Annotated in this window: 15 protein-coding genes; 6 read left to right on the forward strand and 9 right to left on the reverse strand. The window is 66.9% G+C overall.

Going from position 1 to position 20579, the window contains the following annotated elements:
- Positions 1-235: 235 nt before the first annotated feature.
- Entirely contained in the window at positions 236-2008 is a 1773-nt protein-coding gene (locus LuPra_RS11395; protein WP_110170852.1) for an AI-2E family transporter, read from the forward strand.
- A 4-nt stretch (positions 2009-2012) separates the two neighbouring features.
- Here the strand turns inward: LuPra_RS11395 and LuPra_RS11400 are convergent, their stop codons facing one another.
- The gene (locus tag LuPra_RS11400; RefSeq protein ID WP_110170853.1) at positions 2013-3917 is read right to left on the reverse strand and encodes a tetratricopeptide repeat protein; all 1905 of its coding nucleotides are present in this window, start codon (positions 3915-3917) and stop codon (positions 2013-2015) included.
- 190 nt (positions 3918-4107) lie between these two features.
- Here LuPra_RS11400 and LuPra_RS11405 point away from each other — a divergent pair, with 190 nt between their 5' ends.
- On the forward strand, positions 4108-5409 hold the full coding sequence (locus LuPra_RS11405; protein WP_110170854.1) for a vanadium-dependent haloperoxidase: 1302 nt from the start codon (positions 4108-4110) through the stop codon (positions 5407-5409).
- A gap of 119 nt (positions 5410-5528) precedes the next feature.
- Here the strand turns inward: LuPra_RS11405 and LuPra_RS11410 are convergent, their stop codons facing one another.
- The 5 genes from LuPra_RS11410 to LuPra_RS11430 form a co-directional block, all read right to left on the reverse strand.
- Complete coding sequence (locus LuPra_RS11410; protein WP_110170855.1) at positions 5529-6914, reverse strand: DUF3011 domain-containing protein; 1386 nt, start codon at positions 6912-6914, stop codon at positions 5529-5531.
- An 89-nt stretch (positions 6915-7003) separates the two neighbouring features.
- Positions 7004-7819, reverse strand: coding sequence for an LPXTG cell wall anchor domain-containing protein (locus LuPra_RS11415; protein WP_110170856.1), 816 nt, complete (start codon positions 7817-7819; stop codon positions 7004-7006).
- Positions 7820-7948: 129 nt separating this feature from the next.
- Positions 7949-8614 carry a class D sortase gene (locus tag LuPra_RS11420; RefSeq protein ID WP_110170857.1) on the reverse strand — a complete coding sequence of 222 codons (666 nt, stop codon included), beginning with the start codon at positions 8612-8614 and terminating at the stop codon, positions 7949-7951.
- 325 nt (positions 8615-8939) lie between these two features.
- Positions 8940-9665: an aquaporin Z gene (gene aqpZ, locus LuPra_RS11425; RefSeq protein ID WP_234800840.1), complete on the reverse strand. Its 726-nt coding sequence runs from the start codon at positions 9663-9665 to the stop codon at positions 8940-8942.
- Between the two features lie 240 nt (positions 9666-9905).
- A complete protein-coding gene (locus tag LuPra_RS11430) occupies positions 9906-10454 on the reverse strand; it encodes a hypothetical protein (protein WP_157899021.1) in 549 nt (182 codons plus the stop codon).
- A gap of 435 nt (positions 10455-10889) precedes the next feature.
- On the opposite strand from LuPra_RS11430, the gene LuPra_RS11435 reads away from it, so the two are divergent.
- Positions 10890-12125, forward strand: a complete 1236-nt coding sequence (locus tag LuPra_RS11435) for a hypothetical protein (RefSeq protein ID WP_157899022.1) — start codon at positions 10890-10892, stop codon at positions 12123-12125.
- Positions 12126-12426: 301 nt separating this feature from the next.
- Here LuPra_RS11435 and LuPra_RS11440 read toward each other — a convergent pair whose 3' ends face one another.
- A complete protein-coding gene (locus tag LuPra_RS11440) occupies positions 12427-13122 on the reverse strand; it encodes a hypothetical protein (RefSeq protein WP_110170861.1) in 696 nt (231 codons plus the stop codon).
- Between the two features lie 396 nt (positions 13123-13518).
- Here LuPra_RS11440 and LuPra_RS11445 point away from each other — a divergent pair, with 396 nt between their 5' ends.
- Entirely contained in the window at positions 13519-15078 is a 1560-nt protein-coding gene (locus LuPra_RS11445; RefSeq protein WP_110170862.1) for a S8 family serine peptidase, read from the forward strand.
- Between the two features lie 80 nt (positions 15079-15158).
- Here the strand turns inward: LuPra_RS11445 and LuPra_RS11450 are convergent, their stop codons facing one another.
- Positions 15159-16757 (reverse strand): M28 family peptidase, encoded by a 1599-nt coding sequence (locus LuPra_RS11450; RefSeq protein WP_157899023.1) that lies wholly within the window; start codon positions 16755-16757, stop codon positions 15159-15161.
- Positions 16758-16925: 168 nt separating this feature from the next.
- A complete protein-coding gene (locus LuPra_RS11455; RefSeq protein ID WP_110170864.1) occupies positions 16926-18842 on the reverse strand; it encodes a hypothetical protein in 1917 nt (638 codons plus the stop codon).
- Positions 18843-19340: 498 nt separating this feature from the next.
- Between LuPra_RS11455 and LuPra_RS11460 the strand changes: the two genes are divergently transcribed.
- A complete protein-coding gene (locus LuPra_RS11460) occupies positions 19341-19874 on the forward strand; it encodes an RNA polymerase sigma factor (protein WP_110170865.1) in 534 nt (177 codons plus the stop codon).
- Positions 19871-20542 (forward strand): hypothetical protein, encoded by a 672-nt coding sequence (locus tag LuPra_RS11465; RefSeq protein WP_110170866.1) that lies wholly within the window; start codon positions 19871-19873, stop codon positions 20540-20542. Before LuPra_RS11460 ends, LuPra_RS11465 begins: the two co-directional genes overlap by 4 nt.
- The last annotated feature ends 37 nt before the right edge of the window (positions 20543-20579 follow it).

Raw genomic sequence — 20579 nt, forward strand, 5'->3', positions numbered from 1 at the left:
CGCCGGGACAGCGGGCCATTACCTACCTGCGGGCAAGAGCCAGGTAATGCCGGAATGCCGAGAATGCCGGGAATGTCGAACGGAGCGCCAGGCAGCGACGTTCTCGCTCCCATGGCGCCCGTCCAGTGAGCGCCGTCAGTGGTCGTGGTACTACTGCCATGAGGCCCTGGCTGCGCTCCTGCCAGCCAGGGCCGGCTCCTGGGTCCCAGTGCGCCGTACGCGGACGTGAGGCAACGTGGAAGATCGGTTCAAGGCGCTCAATACCTGGCTCTCGTTCACGGGCTTCGTGATGGCGGTGGGGATCCTGTACTGGGCACAGGTGGTCCTGGTCCCGGTGGCCATGGCCGCGCTCATCACCTTCATGCTGGCCGGACCGGTGACCCGACTGCAGCGGCGCATCGGCCGCGTGCCCGCAGTCGGTCTCGTCGTGGCCGTGGTGTTCGCCGGATTGACGGCCGCGACGTGGGTCCTCAGTCGCGAACTGACGTCGCTGGTCGCCGATTTGCCCGCGTACAGGGCCAACATCCGGGAGAAGGCCGCCGACGTGCGGCGGGCGTCACGCGGCGGCTCGGTCGGTGAAGTCCAGAAGACGCTGACCGACATCCAGCAGGAGTTCCAGCAGGATCAGGGCACACGCGGCAGCGCCGCCACGCCGCTCGTCGTGAGTTCCGAACAGCAGGCCTCGTTATGGGGCTTCCCGAGCTGGCTCGGCCCGGCGATGGGGCCCCTCGCCACCGGCGGCCTCGTGATCACGATGGTGATCTTCATGCTGCTCGAGCGCGAGGACCTGCGCGGCCGGATCATCTCGGTCGTTGGCCATGGGCATCTCGCCGTCACCACGCGAGCATTCGAAGAGGCGGGCGCGCGCGTCAGCCGCCAGTTGCTGATGCAGGCGCTCGTCAACGCGATCTACGGCATCGGCGTCGGTGTCGGACTGTGGCTGATCGGCGTGCCGTACTTCGTGCTGTGGGGCGCGCTGGCGGCCGCACTCCGCTTCATCCCGTACGTCGGGCCGCTGATCGCGGCCGTCGCGCCGTTTGCCGTCGCGCTGGCCGCTCTGCCGGGTTGGACACGCCCGATCTACGTCGCGCTGCTCTTCGTCGGCCTGGAACTGGTAACCAATCTCGTACTCGAGACGGTGCTCTACGCCGGCGCCGCAGGCGTGTCGCAGGTCGGGCTCCTCGTCTCGGTGGCCTTCTGGACATGGTTGTGGGGACCGATGGGGCTGTTGCTGGCGACGCCGCTGACGGTGTGCGTCGTGGTGCTCGGCAAGTACGTCTCCGGGCTCGAATTCCTCGCGACGCTGATGTCCGATCAGCCGACGATGACGATCGATCAGCGCTACTACCAGCGCCTGCTGGCCCGCGACATCGTCGAAGCGGGCGACATCCTCGAGCAGTCCGGCACGGCCGAGTCACGGGATCAGGTGTTCGACGCGGTCATGGTCCCGGCGCTGGTGTATGCCGAGCGGGATCGGCTCGAGGAACGGGTGTCGGCCGAGGAGGAGCAGGACGTCGTCGAGGCCACGCGGGAACTGCTCGGGGACCTCGGCGGGTCCGAACCTGTGTCCCTGACGGAACAGGCCGCGGCAGGCGACGCACGGATCGTGATTGGCGTTCCTGTCAACGGCGCTGCCGACGAAGTCGCGCTGCTGATGCTGTCGACGCTGATCGCGCCGGTTGGGATCGCGATGACCGTGCTGTCGCCGCGCGTGCTGGCGTCCGAAGTCGTCGAGCGGCTCCGATCGACCCCAGGATCGATCCTGTGCCTTGGCGACCTCCGCCCGAGTCCGCCGACACGCGCGCGCTACCTGGTCAAGAAATTCCGGTCAGCGCTTCCCGATCTGCCGATCGTCGTCGGCCGGTGGGCGCCGCCGGACCTGGCTGACCTCGACCTCGGGCCGCTGCTCGAGGCGGGCGCCACCCGTGTGGCATCGACGCTTGTCGAAACGCGACGGCACGTCACCGAACTGGCCGCGGTGACGGTGCGCAACCACGACGCGGCCTGAGGGGTCACGGGGGACCTTCACCCTGCGCCAGGTTCATCTTCCGCAGCAGTTCGCCCCAGCGTGGATCGGAGTGGAGGCTCTCGAGTGGCGGATCGACCTTCACGTAGTTGAATGTGTCGCCGCGTTCCATCGTGAAGAGCAAGCGGAAGGCCGTGTCCTTGTCGCCCAGCGCGGCGTACGCGGCAGCCGCGACGGAAGGGTTCGTCGGCCTGGCGGGGGACAGGCGCGCGAGCAATTGGCGGGCCTCTTCATGCCTGCCCTGAAGGGCATGGAGGCGGGCGAGTCGCCATGGGATGCCTCGGGCCTCGAGGCCACTCCTCCGATACGCGTCGAGCGCCTTCGCGTACAGACCCGTCTGCGTATGGATGTCGCCGAGAAGCGTCTGTACTGCCGCGATCCCCGGCTCCAGTTCCAGCGCGAGGTTCAGGCGATGCACAGCCTCGTCGTACCGGTGTGCACGGTACAGGATTCGCGCAAAGTTCATCTGGATGGCAGGGGCCAACGGGTCGAGACGGACGGCGCTCTCGATGTGGGCGATGGCTTCGTGAAAGCGCCCGAGCTGGCACAGGAGGAGCGCGTAGGTGTAGTGCGCGTGGGCATCGCTGGGATCGAGTGCGATGGCTCGGCGAATCGAGTCCTCCGAGCCGGTCCAATCCCAGTCGTACAGACGCTTGATGTCGGCTTGCACGACGTGCGCCTCGGCAAGGCTCGCATCAAGGGCGAGGGCCTTTTCCGCGGCCGCGCGCGACGGCGCTTCCATCGCCTTCGGCCCGGCCGGCCCGTACACGCCACGCGCCCACCAGGCGTGGGAGAGCCCGGCGTACGCTGCGGCATAGGTGGGATCGATCTGCGTTGCCCGCTCGAAGTGGGCGATGGCCCGCGTCAAGCTGTCCTCGTCGTATCTCCAGAGATGGTAGCGACCGACCAGATACTCCTGATGGGCCGCCGGAGGCACCGCGATCGCCGATGTCATCCTGGCCCGCTCCTCGGCAGTGACGTGAACGCGGATCTCTTCGGCGACGGCGCGCGCCACCTCTCCTTGCAACTTCAGCACATCCGATGTATCGCCCTCGTACTCGCGTGCCCACAGGTGCGTATCGGTTGACGCGTGCACCAACTGGACGCTGATCCTGACCCGCTGGTCGGTGCGCTGGACCGACCCCACGATCACCGCGTCCACGTCCAGTGCGTGGCCGATCTCCGGCAGTGTTCTCCGCGTGTCACGGAATCGCATCACGGATGTGCGTGACACCACGCGAAGGGCCCGGATGCGCGCGAGGTTGCCGATGAGTGCCTCGGTCATGCCGTCGGCGAAGTAATCCTGAGCCGAGTCACCCGAGAGATTCGAGAGAGGCAGCACGGCCAGCGACGTGATGGCGGGCAGGTTGGTGTCGGCCCGAGACACGTGCATCCGGTAGAGGCCGCCGCCCAGCACCAGGACGATCATCGCGCCAACGAGCAGCCAGCGGCCGGCCCCCGTGCGCTCCCTTGCCGCGACGTCGGGAGCGGGGAGCGTGTTCGCGTCGTGTGGCACGCCCGCTCCGTCGGGCCGCGACGGCAGTTCGGGCGGGACACCCCGCGCCACCTCCCGCACCTTCGCGACGAACCGGTACCCGCGGGCTGGAATCGTGACGATGTACTGGTGGTCGTCCGGCCTTTCGCCGAGCGCCTTCCGCAGCAGCGAGACGTTCCTGGCAAGCCCACCTTCTTCCACGTTCGTGTCACCCCAGACCTGCGTCAGCAGCTCGTCCTTCGTGAGCACGTGGTCTCGGTTGTCGAGGAGGGCGAGCAGCGTCTCGAAGACCTTCGGCGGGAGCGGCAGCGGATGACCGTCGCGCCAGAGGAGTCGCTTGTCGACATCGACGAAAAACGGCCCGAACTCGTACGAGTGGCACTGTCTCTCGCTCATCGTGGGCCGCCGGAACAATTCCGAAGAAAAACGAAGCGCCCGCCGAAGGACCTGGAACAGCCGGCGCGGGTACGGTCACTGCGGCGAGCGGTTCGTGGGCGGATTGTATCGCCGCACGATCCGGCCTGCCGCGCGGAAGTCTGACGGCCGCCTCGTCAGGCCCGCCCGCACACCGGAAAGGGAGAGCACGATGCCACATCACACCTGTTCCACGATTGGGGCCGTCCTGATCGGCGTCCTTGCATGCACGCCCGTTGCGACTGCCGACCGGCCCGCTGATTCTCTCGTCGCCAACCAGGCGCTCGAGTGGAACCAGATCTTCATCGACACGCTCATTGCCACCAACACGGCCAACGCGTTTAGCCAGCGCCTCGGAGCGATCGTCCATTCCGCGATGTTCGATGCGTACAACGGCATCGAACGTCGCTATACACGGATTCACGAGGAGCGCACAGCGCCGCGTGGCGCGTCGCGCCGGGCAGCCGTCGTCGCCGCCGCCTACACGACGCTGGCACAGCTGTTCCCGACCCGACAGGCCGACCTGGAACTCATCTACTCTGCGTCGCTGGCGGCGCTCAGCGACGATGACGGGAATGGTGGTCGCTCGCGCGAGCTCGGAGTCGCGTGGGGCATGGAAGTGGCGCTGGGGATATTGGCCTGGCGCTCGACCGATGGGTTTGGAGAACCGTATCCGTCGTTCAGCGGTGGGACCACGGTCGGGCAGTGGCGACCGACACCTCCCGCATTCGGGCCGATGAGTGCGCAGGGGCTTGCGTTCACCGCCGCGTTCGTCCTGCCGAGCCTCGCGCAATTCGATCCAGGACCGCCGCGCGGACTGACCAGTGCGACCTACGGTGAGGACTTCGATGCCGTGAAGGCACTCGGTCGCAGGATCGGTTCAACGCGTACTGCGGACCAGACGGCCCTGGCCGTGTTCTGGGAGGGCAATGCCAGCGTGCATTGGAATCAGGCCGCGAACCAGATCGCGCGCGCGAACGACCTCTCGCTGTCCGAGAGCGTCCGATTGCTCGCAGTGCTCAATGTCGCGATGGCGGACACGGCATTTGCGACCTGGCGTGCAAAGCGGCACTACGGCGCCGACGCGTCCGAGGTGACCTGGCGACCGGTCACGGCGATACCCCTTGCCGACAGCGACGGCAATCCGGCGACGTCTGCTGATGCGGACTGGCTGCCATTGGTCAATACGCCCTCGCACCCCGAGTTCCCGGCAGGACATCCGAGCCAGAATGGCGCGGCAGCGACCGTCCTCCTGAGCTACTTCGATGACGCGCAGACATTCACCCTGACCACGAGTACGCAGCCGAGTCGAACCTACACCAGCATTTCGAAGGCTCGGGCCGATGGTAATGACGCCCGCGTCTGGGGCGGCATGCACTATCCGAGCACGGTGAGGGCCAGTGACGGCAACGGCGAGGCGATCGCGCGCTACGTGAACGAGTACGCGATGCAGAGTGTCCACGGCTCGCACTGAGCTGCGCGCCGGCGTCGTTGGCATCAGCAGGTCCACGACGGGGCGTGCTGATGCCGCGTCTTGCTCTGCCGGGCAGGCCGACGCCGCAAGCCGCGCAGTGCGTCGCAGGTTCCTCTGGCTTACTTGTGACTCACGCGAAACGCGAAGTCGTAGCGGAAGCCGATGGTGAACACGCTGTCGCCCGACGCTCCCGTCGGGGAGACGCTGTCGAGATCGATCTTGCTCTCGGTGTAGATCTTCGCGGTCCTGGCCACGAACCACTCGGCCCCGAGAATGGCGTATTTCGTGTTGAAGTCGGGATCGAGCAGCGTATCTCTCACCTTGGGGTCCTGGTACGTGAAGCCGCCAATCAGGCCGAGGCGCTTGATCCTTCCCTGAAGGAACAACTCGACGCCGTCGGCATCGAACGCGACAGGCGTGACGATGTCCTCGAACGGCACCTGCACCATGTCGCCATTGTCCTGGTGCGAGTAGACCAGACCCATCTGGAACGCTCGCCAGTCGATGCGCGTGCCTAGCGCTGCATACTCGCCATCGCCACGCAGGCCTTGCACGAGGTTACGCGTGTTCTGAGACCAGTTGGTGTGCGTGTAGGCGCCGCCGAACTTCACGCCGGGCAGGACGGTGAGCTGCACTGAGCCGCCGGCCCCGTCTGACTCCTTACCGCCACGGAACTGCCCCTGGACCCCGACGTCGAGGATCTTGAACAGGGTGTTGCGGTAGTTCACGACCCGGTCTGCGCGACCCGTTCCGGTGGCGCCGCCATCGGTACCCGCCACGTAGGTTGACGTGCCTTGGCCGCCGAAGACGTTGAACCGGTCGGTCGTATAGCTGGTGATGTCGTAGTGGACCGAGCCCTGCTTGCCGATGGCCACCCGGCCGACGGGTCCGAAATCGACACCGATGAACCCGAGGCGTGCGATGAACACCGGGCTGGTGTCGGTCTCGACGACGCCGAAGTCTCCGTTTCCTGATGCCGACAAGTTGAACTGCGTGTCGCTCTGCACCAGATTCACGCCCCACTCGGTGCCGGCAAACATCTTCACGCTGCCGCGTGTCCGGAAGTTGATCCCGACGCGGGTGGCGTTGTCCTGCACTTCGGCGGTGTCGTCGTATGCAGCCAGGTGGGTACGCAGCTGGCCATAGGGCTCGAAGGTGCCCACGAACTCATCGCCGCCGGTCGCCTCGGCGGTGGCACCAAGGGCGAATTCGCCGCCGCAGGACTCGGTGACCCAGATGCCCGCGGTGTCATAGCCCCAGGTCTTCCCCAGCAGGCAGGTGCCCTGGCCCGTCGAGCGAAGCAACGCCACACCGGCGGCGGTATCGGCGGGACAGACCTTGCGCTCGGCGTTGGTCGAGACGCACGTGATGACGGTGGCCGCGGACTGACTCCCTTGCGACTGTCGCGCCAGGGCGCTGGCTGGCAGCAGTGCGCCGGCCAGGCAGAGCAGGATGCTCATGCCGAGAGCCGAGGGCAGCGGACCGATGCTGGAGGCGTGGTGCATGATGTCCCGTCGAGGGCGCCGCGACACCCTCGGCCCGAATGGCTGCGCCCGTCGAGTGACGAGCGCAGCCCGGGTAAGTGCTGGCAGGATTAGCGGTTCGCGCGACGACGACGGACCGTGAGTGACAGTCCGGTCAACAGTGACGCGATCCCGGTGAGGCCCAGCAGCGGCAGCTGGGTCGCCGTCTTGGGCAGCGTCTTTGCCGGCGCAGCGGACGCCCCCGCGGACGCTCCCGCTGGCGCCGCTGCTGCTGGCGCCGCCGCTGGCGCCGCCGCTGCTGGCGCCGCCGCGGACGCCCCCGACTTGGGAGCCGAAGCCGCACCCGCGGCCGTCGGGGCCGTGCCGGTCACGGCCACGTTGCTCGCCAGTTCGACGCGCTGCGCTTCCGTGATCTTCACCGCCTTGACAAGCATGTCCTTGCGGAGGTCGAACACGGTGATCGGTTTGTTGTCGCCATCGGTGAACTTCACCGGGGAATCAGCCGCGACCGTGTACTGGCGGTTCTGGCCGTTGGGCAAGGTCAGGATCACGGTCGGACCGGCCGCATACCAGACCCGCCCTTCGAGCGACTGCACCGTGCGATCGGTCACCGGCGTGGACGTCTCCGTGACCGTGGCCTTCAGTCGCGTGCCCACCGCCAACTGGTCGACCCTGAGTTCCTTGCCGTCGACGATGAAGCGGCGGTCGGGCGGGGGCGTGAACATCCGCACTTCGCCGGATGCCATCTTCACCGCCACCGTATTGCCGTCCACCTGGATCACAGTCCCGCTCAGGGTCTGCGTCCTGGCGGTCGCGGCTCCCTTCGTCGAGGTCTGCGACGTCGACGTCGGCTGGGCCACGGCCACTGCCGACACCAGCGAGAGGAGTGCACCACCGAACATCACCCGAGTCATTGCGCGTGTCATCAATTGCTCCTTCCTTCTCCCAAATGAGAAACCCGCGTGTCGTGCCGACACGGGGCAAGTACAGCACCTGGTCACCGCTCCACGGGACGCGAGCGAGGCGTTCAGCGACTTCCGGACCTGGCCATCGAATCAGGGGCGCTCGGCCCGCACGATGAACCGTTCGGGGGCCGGGCCAACGAAATAGAACGGGTAGCACGTGACCAGCGTCAGCGAACGGGTGGGCGTGGCGTCGAGCACCGAGACATCGTCGGGCGACACGACCCAGGTACGCTGGACGCGGTAGACCTCCTTTCCGTGGTGGGTCTCGAGTTCGATGACGTCGCCGACGCCAATGTCCTTCAGGCCCCGGAAGAAACCGTCACGGTGGCCCGCAATGCCGATATTGCCGTCCGTGCCTGGCACCGCCGTGTCGTCGATGTGGCCGACACCGCGATCGAGGGTGACCTCGTCGGTGCCCGGCAGCACCGGCACCTCGAGGCCGAACTTCGGGATCCGCAGGACGCCGATCGATGCCGGACCGGGCGTCCGTAGGGCACTGCGCCAGGCAGCGATGCGCTTGGGCTCCCAGAGCGTCAGATCCGGCGTCGACGTGGTGAGCGGTTCCCGTGCCTGCAGCGCCGCAAACCGGGCCACTTCATACCGGGCTCCGAGGACGCGGTCGACGTGCAGCACACCGAAAGTGACGACGCACGCCACGCCGATCAGCCACGCGGCGGGTTCAGCCGCGGCAAAGCTCCGCCGTGTGCGTGGCGCGGCATCCGTGACTGGATGCGGATCTTCAACAGGCGAAGCCATGGGATCGCGGATGCGAGACGTTACGCTGAAATACCTCGCTACAGCAACAGTGCTGCACCTCGCGTGCCACCAGGGCCCGGACGGAGGCGTCGCAGTCGCCACAGTTGGAGCATCGGATTTCCACGCGATCGGGGCGGCCCGGAGGCTCGGGAATCCGGGAAGACTCCGAAGGACGGGAGAATCCTCCGAAATGCGGTGGTCCACCCAGTTCGTGGGATGAAGGGTAGGATTTACCTGTCGTGAGCGGCGTGGCGGGACCGCAGGCTGCTCAATCAAGAGCAGCCTGCGGCTGCCGGCGGGCCTCGGTGGCGGGAGGGTGACGCGCCTAGCGGCCGGCGCGTCCGCTCACCGGAGGTTCTTCGGCGGGACCTTCGAGGACCAGCGTGTGGGTGACGCCCGCCAATGCGGCGCCAATCACCGGAGCCAGCCAGAACAGCCAAAGCTGCTGAATGGCCCAGCCCCCGACGAAGAGCGCCGTGGCTGTGCTGCGTGCCGGGTTCACCGACGTGTTTGTCACCGGAATGCTGATCAGGTGGATCAGCGTCAGGGCGAGGCCGATGGCGAGTCCTGCGAACCCCACCGGGGCGCGCTTGTGCGTGGTGTTGAGGATGACCAGCAGGAACATGAACGTCATCACGACTTCGGAGATCAGCCCCGCGGCCAGGGAATAGCCGCCGGGCGAGTGCGCGCCGTAGCCATTGGAGGCAAACCCTCCGGCCAAGCTGAAGTCCGCTTTGCCACTCGCGATCAGGTACAACACGCCGGCGCCGACGACACCACCAACCACCTGCGCGACGATGTACGGCAACAGCAGGGCCGTCGGAAAGCGGCCCCCCGCCCACAGGCCGATCGACACGGCCGGATTGAAATGCCCTCCGGAGATCGGGCCGAACGCGTATGCCCCGGTGACCACGGTGAGCCCGAACGCCAGGGACACGCCATGCAATCCGATGCCGACGTCCGGGAACGCGGCGGCGAGCACCGCGCTGCCGCACCCTCCGAGAACGAGCCAGAACGTGCCGAGCAGCTCGGCAGAGAACTTAGAAACCACGGCCGCTTCCTTTGCTGGTTGTCGAGCGATTGAGGTTCCGGCTTGCCAGGTGTGAAAGAGACCCGTCGGCCGCATCCACACCGGCGCGCGAAGAAAGGCGCGTCAGGTGCGCGGATGCGGCCACCTTGCCGCTGCGGTGTCTGCTGCCAGGCTACGGTCCGCAGCCCGAGGACGGTCCTGGCATCCAGAGACGTGCGGCCCCGTCGCGAGGCCGCTGCCAGGAGTTCGGTAAGACGTGAATTACTGGCGCTCGACCGACACCAGCATCGCTTCGGTCCAGACGATGTCGAGCTTGTCGCCCACCTTGACGTTGGCGAGGGCGGCCGTATCCTGCACCTTCGACGTGTACTTCCAGTTGTTCGGGCCGTCGAAACTGATCGTCGACGCGGCCGTGTCGACAGCCGTGATCGCCACGGTGAGGGTCTTCTGCTTGGCTTTCGTCCCACCCGGCAATTCCTGTGCGGAACCGGTCGTGCTCTTCGCCGCGCTCGCGACATCCGGTTCACCCGGCTTCTTCAGGCGGATGATGACGTTCTCGTAGTACTTGGCGGTGACCTTGTCGCCGACCTTGATCTCCGCGAGCCGCTTCAGGTCCGGTCCGGCCACAGCCGTCACCGACGTGCCATCGGCCTTCTTGAAGGTGACCGCGCGGCTGGCCGCATCGACCGCCTCGACGACACCCGACTCCGTCTTCATCTCCGACTTCAGTGTCCTGGCCTGGGGCATGGCCGCCCGTGGCACAGACAACAGGAGTGCGACTGCAAGGGTCCCTATGACTAGCTGTCTCATGTGTGCTCCTCGTTGCGCCGCGGGCGCGTCCGCCCTGGGCCAGAAGTCCGATGCCACCTCAGCCGTTCACACACACCCGGTCTGAACTGGCCACTCTGGTCAGAGCCCCGAAATCTCGCCATACGACTTTCGGGCCTCAGAAATGCAGGCCGCATGCCAGCAGGCGCCGACCATCAAGTGCACAAAATGTGGCCGGAACCATGAGCCATCGATCTCCTGTCGAGATTGGATCAACCCGGCATGTCGGAGGTCACCCCCACATTTCGGGGGCGGGTCCCGCCTCGCGCGAGGGTGCCTGTCGCCGCGCCCCGAGTACTCGGAAACGGCCCTCGACTCGCGCCTGTGTTCGACAGGTCGCAGTGACGCGTGTCGGGTTCTGCGACCAAGGTCGTAATGGGCGCGCGATTGGCGGCCGAGGGATGCTTTGCGCGTCTGATGCCTCCATGTCAAGACGGGACGTACGCCAAGCGGGACCTCCGTGCCGTCGTGGCGTGGATTGTCGTCGCGCTCCTCGTGGGCGTAGGGACGCCGGCGTGCGCACCGAAAGTCACGCGCCGCCAGACCGACATCATGGAGAATCTCGGCAAGGTCAGCGTGAGCGCCGCCGTGCTGCGCGCCCGCGTCAACGACCTTGCCGATCGGTTCGCCGGACGGATCGAGGAGAGCGCAGACCGCATCGAAGGAGAGACCAAGACGGTCGACGCCCGCCGGCGTGCCCTTGCGCTGAAGGTGGACGTCATCCCCGCGGTGTACACGGCCGGGTATCGCGTCGACCCACTCGCCGCGGCCATTGACGTCTGGGTTCTGGCGTTCCAGTTCGGCGCGTACGTGCAGACCGGCGCCGGCCGCGATCTCTTCGGCGCACAGCAGGAATTGGTGCAGGCCGCGGCCCGCGACGTGATTGCCGACGCCGATACGGTGCTCAGGTCCGTCGTGAGCCAGCCGGAGTATTTCGATTCGGCGCGCGGCAAGGTCGAGACCTGGGCCCGGACACATCCCATTGCCCATACCTTCGGCTCCCGCCCGTCGGGCTCCTCCGTCCTTGCCGAGTTGAAGTCCGACGAGCGGGATGCGTTCCTGGCGGTGGGCTCGGCGTCCGACACGCTCGAGAATCTGTCCGAGCGCCTGAACACGTATGCCACGCAGTTGCCCAAGCAGGCGCGGTGGCACAGTGAGATTCTCGCATCGGAGCTGACGGCCGAGATCGCCACCGCTCTCGCGATCGATCGGACGATCCCGGACATCCACGACGTCGGCGCCGCCGCCCGCGGCGCCTCCGGCGTCCTCAGCGACCTCAACCGCCTGTTCGACGTCGAACGCGCGATGCTCGAAGTCGAGCGGCGTGCGGTCCTCGCGGGGATCGATCAACAGCGGCTGGAGTCGCTCGACTTCGTCACGTCGGAACGGCACGCGCTCGTCGCCGCGATCCGCGAGGAGCGCCTGGCGCTCGTGGCCGCCCTGCGCCAGGAGCGGATCGAGGCGATCGCCGAGATCGATGCGATCAAGACCCGCGCAGTCGACACGTCGCTCGCCGGTCTGAAGAATCTCGTCGACTACACATTCTGGCGGGTCGCTGTGCTGCTGACGAGTCTGCTGTGCGTCGCCGCGCTGTTCGGTGCGATCGCGCTCTGGCTCCTGCTGCGTCGTGCTCGCGTGCCCGCGACATCCTGAAACTCAGCACCGCCATCACGGCGGTGGGCCCTGCCCAGGATGTCCACCGGGCTCCACACGCTGACAGCGCAAAGCGGCACGGGCGCTGCGCCGATTCGTGTCCTGAGACCTGAGACGACGCCTGGCGACGATGCAGGATGGCCGTCTCCCGCGAATCTGGCGTTCGCTCAATCAGTGTCACGTATCGAGCACGGCCAGTGCTTGCTCGTCATGATCCCGCGGCGTCGGGGGTACCCGCGATGGATCGGCTGTGAGCGCGCTGCGTTATCTCGCGAGCTTCGCGGGGTAGCCAGTGCTGCCGTCAACGCTTCACGCGGGCGTCGCGCCCGAAGGCAGCGTCAGCGGCACCGCGGAAGTCGGTCGGCGGCGCCGCGCCCTTCTTCGCGGCCTTCTCGATCGCAATCCGATGGTTCATGTCCGCGGCGATGAACGTGGTGTCCTTGCCGGCCAGGCGTGCGGCGACCAACTCGTCGCGCGCGACCTCGCCGCCGCCGATGGCCACGAGACGATCGCTGACATCCACCATCGCTGCCGACGTCGGAGACAACTGGTCAGTGCCTTCAATCACTCCGCCCCACGACGAGTCTCGGACGTAGAAGGTATGGTCGACACAGGGCGAGACGGACGCGTTGCTTTCGCGTGCCTGTGTAGAGACGACGCCACTCGTCGAAAAACCACGCTGCTTGGCCAGTTCGTACACGCGCCCAATCCCGTCAGGCGTGGCGCCGATGTTCACGATCGTGGTGGTGGGGGAGTACTGGTCGAGGACTGCGGCAGCGTGCCTGAAGAGGGCTGCCTCGTCCTCATACCCGGCGCCCGAGTAACCCAGGAACGTCAGGACCATCTTGCCCTGGCCCTTGAAGAACGCACGAACTTCTGACGGTGTGGCTTCCATGGTGCTCTTCGGCGACTCGCACGCCGACGTGATGTCGGTCGAGCCCGACAGCAAGAACGCGGCGGCGACGCCGTGCGCAATCGAGAGACGGCGCGTTGTCATGATAGCGACTCCTGACCGGGGGATGGTACACGACGATGTTGCGTCGGTCGGCTTTGGCGACATGGCTGAGCTGACGGCCGCAGGCGGAGACTGCTCGAACCCACGACATTCAACCGCATGCGCCCGAGTGGTGCGCAAGGAGAAACACGCATGGCCAAGACGAGCAAGAGGACGGCGGCTGCCTTGGAACGCGCTCGAAGATGATGCCGCCCGACATCGCCGAGCAGACGTACGAGCAGAACAAGGAGTTCTACGACACGTTGCCGCAGGACGTCGTGAAGGCGGCCGGCCGGGCGCTCCCAGACCCGGACACGATGCTGGCGCTGGTGGCCACCGATCCAGTCGGTGCTGTACGATGTCGCCGACTGAAGCGTTCTGTTCGGGCGGAGGAGAGGCATGGCGAGACACGTGCTGGACATCTTTCTCTCCTCGACCTCCGAGGACCTGAAGGATTACCGTCGTACCGTCGCCGACACCCTCGGGCGCCTCGGACAGTTCGTCGTCAGGATGGAGACGTTCGGTGCCAAACCGAACAAGCCGCTGCCGGAGTGTCGGCAGGAAGTGGCCAGATCGGACGCGCTCATCGTCATCGTCGGCCATCGGTACGGCTGGGTGCCGACCAAGAAGGACGGCGGCGACGGCAGGCGAAGCATCACCTGGTGGGAAGTGCAGTGGGCCCTCGACACGAACAAGCCGGTCTACGCCTTCCTGATCGACCCGACGACACCATGGACCGGCGCCAGGGAACAGGATCGCCTCGTGCGGGCGGGCTCGGAAGCCGAGACGCTCGGTGTCTGGCGCGACGTCCGCAGCCTCGCGGACTTCCGCAAGTTCCTCGAGAATTCGACGACGCGTGACGTGTTCACCACGCCCGATCAGCTCGGCCTGGTCGTGGCGACGAGCCTGTTTCCGTGGCTCCTCGAGCATGCCAGTCCGGTGCGGCCGGTGGCGCCCGGGGATCTGACGGCGGCAAGCGTCGTGCCTTCGGATCGACCACGTCCCGCGGCACGCGGTCGCGACGGGGTCGCGGGTCGAGTCAATCAGCGCCACCAACAGTTGTACTGGCTCGAACAGTTGCATGTGGGCAGCGCCCGTGAGCTCATTGCCGATCCGAAACCCGTTCGGGTGGCGATCATTGCCGGCCGCCCGCGCGAGAGTCACGCGGCGCTGACCAGCGTGTCCATCACCTCGGTGGCGACCGACGGTCGTGCGTCGGCCAACACGCCAGACGACTACACGACCGTGTTGAGCGCGTTGATCGCCGGGGCCGGCGACGACTTCGAAGGCGTCGCTCCGGGCGCGGAACTGCTGACGATCAGTGTCCTGGACGAGAACTACACATCCACGAACGCGAGCATCGCCTCGGCGATCGACCGGGCCGTCCTTGGCGGTGCCCGGGTGTTGTGCCTGTCGCTGGGCTCCGCGAAGGAGTCGCAGGTCATCACGAACGCCATCACCGATGCGGTTGAGGCAGGGCTGATCGTGGTGGCCGCGGCCGGCAACCAGGGATCCGAGACACGGATCTATCCCGCGGCACTCGAGTCGGTGCTTGCCGTGGGTGCCGTGGGCATCGACGGCGAACCCACCCAGTGGACCAGCCATGGCGACTGGGTCGACATCATGGCGCCAGGAGACGTGCTGGTTCCCTCCGGCGCCGATGGCTATGCACAGATGCAGGGAACGTCGTGGGCCTGCGCGATCGTCAGCGGCGTCGTGGCGCTGCTGCTGCAAGTCGATCCGACGCTGAAGCCGGCTGCCATCCGGAAGCTGCTCACCGATACGGCCCACGCGACGCGCAGCGACAAGGCTGGCGCGCGGGTGGTCGACGCGTACCGGGCGGTGCGCGGCGCACTGCAGCCAGCCAGTCAGGCTGACCGGCCCGCTGTCAGGAAGCCCGCGGCCGGGTCCGGTGGCGTCCGCAAAGTGACCCGGCGCCGGGTCGCGGCATTGCGGTAGTGCGCCTCGACCGCTGCGACAACTGGAACCAAGGTGACACGCTTGCCTCCCGTCGCGGCGACATGCCGTGACATCGCCCGTCACTCGGGAACGCCCTCATTCCCGCCCCCAGCCGGATAGCGGAAACGCGGCGGCGTAGCAGTCGAAGCGAGCGCACGGACCGCGTCCACCGTCAGGCGGACGACACGTGCCATCTTGTCGAAATCCAGTCGATCGATGGTGTCCACCGGCTCGTGATACCCCGGATGGAAGCCGCCGAAGAGCCACACCGCGGGAATGCCCTTCTGCAGGAAGGGCAGGTGATCGCAGCGGAACAGCGTGCGCATCGACGAGTCGTGGTCGAACTTGTCGCTCAGCGCCAGTCCCGCACCGGTCGACTCGTGGCGCAGCAGCGCGGCGAGCTCGGGGCTGTAGGCCGCGCCGACGAGGTTCAGCTGATCGGATCGGCCGGCCGTGATCTCGTAGGCGCCGAGGCTCTCCGGCGTGTGCTCCTCGTTGCGACCGATCATGTCCAGGTTGATCACAGCGCGGGTCGTGGCCAGCGGACGGAGCGGGTGCGCGACGTAGTGATACGACCCGAGCATCAATTGTTCTTCCGAGCCGAAGGACACGAAGAGCACGCTGCGCGCCGGACGAGTGCGGGCAAGCAGGCGGGCCACTTCGACCATCGCGACGGTCCCGGATCCGTTGTCATTCGCGCCCGGGTACGTCTTGCCCCCTTGCGACCCGAGATGGTCGTAGTGCGAGGTGACGAGAATGGTCTCGTCACGCAGGCTCGGATCGCTGCCAGGCAGGAGCCCGGCGACATTCCATGACGCCTGCACCCGCGAGGTCTCGTTGACGGCCAGGAGAGCCACCGTTACGCCATCGAGCGATTGGGATGCCGGCCGCATCGCCGTGTCGATGCGCCGCTGCCAGTCAGCGGGTGTGTGGCCGGTGCCCTTCAGCAGGGTGGTGGCGACGTCGGCTGGCACGATCACGCGCGGAATGCGGAGCTCGCTTGTCGCCAGCGCCTGCGGCGGTGCGTTGGCGCGGTCGGCGGGCCTTGGCGACGATCGATGTGCATTGACCGGCTCGGTCACCACCAGCAGCGCGGCGGCACCGTGCTGCTGCGCGTTCCACGTCTTGGTCCAGACGCCGGCGTGCAGCGTCAGGCCAGTGCCGTGGAACGCCGCGGCGGGATCGCCTTCCTGCGGCTCGTGATCGAAGACGAGCACTGCCTTGCCGCGGACGTCCATGCCCGCGTAGTCGTCGTAGCCGAACTCCGGTGCGGTGACGCCGTAGCCCGCGAACACCACGTCGAGGGCGAGGTCGATCTCGCGCGTCGGGTCCGGGAAGAACACGGCAACGGGGGCAAAGCGCTGTTGGTCGCCCGCCTGTCGCACGACGACCGATGAGCGATCACGATCGAGACGAACCGCAACGAGGTCGAACCGCTGCAGGTACGTTGCCCCGTCGGCTGGCGCCAGGCCCGCCTTGCGCAACTCCGTGGCCAGGAACCAGGCGGCGGCGTCGGCGCCTTGCGTAAGCGAGGCCCGACCGTCCACGGGTGGCGACGTGAGGAACTCCAGGTCCGCGCCCATCCGCTCGCGGCTGGACTGACGCGGCGACGACTCCTGTGCCAGCAAGGGCGTCAGCGCCAGCGCGAGGACAATCGGCACGAGGGATCGAGTCGGCACGGGGGAGAGTCTAACGGGCTACGGCCTACAGCCTGCAGCCTACGGCCTACAGCCTACGGTCCACAGCTCCTGTAGGCTGCAGGCGGCAGGCTGTAGGCTGGCTATGCAGCCCTGCAGCCGCGTCGACTCGCTCCCGGGTTCGGGCCGGATCGACGCGGCACCACACGGCTACTTGCAGAACGCGACCTCGTCCAGGACGTCAGTCGGCACGGTTTCCCCCGTAGTCAGGAGGATGGTGGCCGACATCTTGACCAGATACGCGCACTTGTCGAGGTTCGCGACGTTGACACCGACGCTGGCGGTACCGAACTTGTCGGTGGCCGTTGCGGCCGCGTCGTCGGTGAGCGCCGCCGGATACGGTCCGCCGGGCCCATCCATGGTGATGGACACCGCGCCGAGGTTCGGATGCGCGGCCGTGTACTTGATGGTGAGCGCGTTGGTGATCTTCGCGCAGCCCGTGCCGATCTCCTCGACGTCGACCATCACGACGGCGAGTTGATTGTCCACCTCTTGCGGCGCCCACGAGCCCTTGTGGATCACGTCGTCATAGTGGGTGTTGTAGATGGCCAGGTTCGCGCAGATCCCGGCGGTTACTTCAGTGGCCGGCATGCCCACGCGTCGGACCTGCAGCCGTAGCCCGAAGAACTTGTCCTCGCCCTCCGCGGGCGGCGTGGTGCTCTGACCGGCGTGTGCCGTGATGGCGATGTTCGGCCAGCTCGCCATCTTCGTCGTGTCGAGGATGAGGAGATTGCCATTCGGCGCGAAGTTGCCTCCGGCGTCGTTGACGTTGCTTTCCTGCGGGACTTGTACCCACCCGTCGGCGGTGAGTGCGGCGACCATGTCGTTGGGCGCTGTTCCCTTCACGGCGTACGGCTTGACATCGTCAGGCGGGGCGGGCACGGTGCTCTGCCACTGTCCGATGACGGTCCGCACGATCCAGTCGGTCGGCACTGCTGTCCAGGAACCGCCGGGAAGCTCCATGTATTCGAAGCGGTACTCGGCAGGCCCGCCGCCATGCTGCTTGCACAGGATGCCGTTCAGGCGAATGGACTCATAGAAGGCGCGACTGTCGGTCGTCAGGCCGGTCGCGGCGTTGATCCCCGTCAGGATGTTGTAGCCGCCGATGTAGCGGAACGTCGTCAGGCAGCCCGGCGGGCAGAAGATCCAGCAGTACAGCTCGCAGCGCGTATAGCAGATCCACTGGCAGACGTAGTAGCAGAAGCGCGACAGCTTGAGCTCCTCGATCACCGTGCCCCAGGCACCAGGATCCTCGCGGACGAACGCCTCGTTCAGCCTCTTGAGCGCCCCTTCGTCTCGTCCCAGCCGGGTCAGCGCCAGGGCGAACTCGCGGAGCTGCGGGATCTCGATATCGACTCTCGGGAACTCGCGGCAGACGATGAAGCAGAGCCGGAAGCAGTTCCAGTAGCAGAAGAAGCGACAGAGGATGATGCAGAGGCGCAGCACGCGGACGCCCTGCAGGACGGCGCGGAAGCCCTTCACGTCCTGCTTGCGAACGGCATCGAACGCCTTGGTGAGCGTCGCTTCGTCCCTGGCCACGGCGGCGAGGCCGTCCAGCCAGTCGCGAATCTCGCCGAGCGGATCTTCCTCGGGCTCCAGGCGTGTCCCGGTGCAGACGGTGACGCAGAACTTGCGGCATCGAAGCATGCAGATCCAGAGGAAGACGAAGAAGCAGAAGCGCTGGATCTTCAGATCCCTGGCAATCGTGGCGAGCGACTGCGTGTCGCCGCGGTCCATGGCGTCGAGCAGGCGCTTGAGCAAGTCGGCGTTGTCGCGGAGGGGCTGCAGGAGCTTGGACAGCTCGACGATCTCTGCGGGAGTGGGGGGCGCCGTCGGAACCTCCTGGCAGATGAGGCGAACGACGCGCACGCAGCGCCAGATGCACAACCAGAAACAGATGCGTTGACAATGCGGGCGCAGTCGTCGTTGCTCCAGCGCGCCGCGAAATGCTTCGCGATCGTGCGCCTCGAACGCCTTGACGGCTCGAGTAAACGTTTGCTCGTCCTCGGCGAGCGCGCCGATCGCCCGCGCAGATTCCGCGAGCTCGATGAGATGTTCGTTCTTCATGTGCCATTCCTTTCGGTACCGTGAACACGCGCCTCATGCGTCATGTCGCGCCCGTCGGCCACCATCGCGCGTGACAGGCTCCTGCGCACGTTGCCAATGCCTTGGCGACGGGCGGACCCGCGGCTCCGCATGCGGGAGCACAACATCCGCCCGGGTGGCAACCATGTACCTGTACGCGTGCGCCTGCCTGTGATCAGCAGTACGGACAGCCGAGATGGAGGGCGTCAACGGCCGTGGCGACGATCATGAGAGCCTCGCGTCCCTCCTTGAAGAGAACGTCACGGCTGCGGTATCCGGACAGCACTATCGTGCAGGCTGAGGCCTACGGCCTGCAGGCTACAGGCCGCAGGCTGCAGGCTGCAGGCGTGTGGTGCGGAATCCCGTTCAGTCAGGTAATCTCGCTTCGCTCGTCCTCAGCAGGTGAGTCGGATTGAGCCCTGGGGCTCGCATCCGTCCAGTGCTGCGCGTCCGACCAGTCTCTTCGCCGCGGGGTGCTTTGTGTCCCACGGAAACGCCCACCTCGACTACGACACGCTGCGCCGGGACGTGGTCCGTGCCGTCGCGCGTCTGTGTCCGGGGTGGTTGTCGCAGCGCCGCGAGGACCTCGTGCAAATCGCTGTGATGCGTGTCATGCGCATCACCGAGAAGCGGTCCTCGTCCGATGAGGTGAACGAGCCCCTGTCGACGTCTTACCTGTATAGGGTCGCGTACAGCGTCCTGGTCGACGAGATCCGGCGGCTGCGACGTCACCCCGAGACGGATCTCGAGGACGATGCGGTCGCGCCACTGGCGGTGTCGAAGGAGAATCCCGAGCGCACGGCGGCATCGAAGGAGATCGGCCGCGGCATCCAGGACTGCCTGTCGCAGATGAAGCGCGAACGGCGACTCGCCGCCACGCTCCACCTCCAGGGACACACGGTGCCGGAGGCGGCCAGGATCCTCGACTGGGCTGTCAAGCAGACGGAGAACCTCGTCTACCGCGGCCTGGCAGACCTTCGAAAATGCCTTCTCGCCAAGGGGATACGACCGTGACCGAGACGCGCAGGTCGGACGAGCGCCTGGCCGACGTCTTCAGGGCGATCGAGGACTCGTCAGCTGTCGCGGTGAGCGACAGTGATCGCGAGCGCATCTGGCTGGCCATCTCGGGCGAGCTGCCGCCCGAGGAGCGGCGCGCCCTGGTCGACCAGATGGCCACGACTCCGGCGTACGCCGAGGCCTGGCGCGTGGCGCACGAGATGTGGCGAGCATCACAGGGCACCGCGGCAGAGGCGGCCGACACACCGGTCCGGCACTACCCGAGACGCTGGACGGCACCGTGGGTGGCCGCGGCGGCCGTGCTCCTGGTTGGCACCACCATCGGGCTCGTGTCGTTGCGCGAACAGCAATCGGTCGACAAGTTCCGATCCTCACCCGGATATGTCATCGAGTCGCGCGTGCCAGACGCCGGCGCGCTGCCGCGTGAAGCATTCCGGCTGCAATGGGCGGCCGGCCCGGAGGGGTCGCGTTACCGCGTCCGTGTCACGACGGAAGACCTTGTCGTACTCGCCACAGCCGCCGACCTCGCTGCTGCGGAGTTCTCGGTAGCGGCAACCCAGCTGTCGGAACTGCCCCCGGGCACCACGGTGCTCTGGCAAGTGGACGCATATCTTCCGGACGGCGAACGGGTCACGTCGCGAACGTTCGTCACACACGTCAGGTGAGGGAGTCCGGTCGGAGCCGACGTTATCCGTTCAGAGG

This window comes from Luteitalea pratensis (genome assembly GCF_001618865.1).
Taxonomy (GTDB): Bacteria; Acidobacteriota; Vicinamibacteria; order Vicinamibacterales; family Vicinamibacteraceae; genus Luteitalea; species Luteitalea pratensis.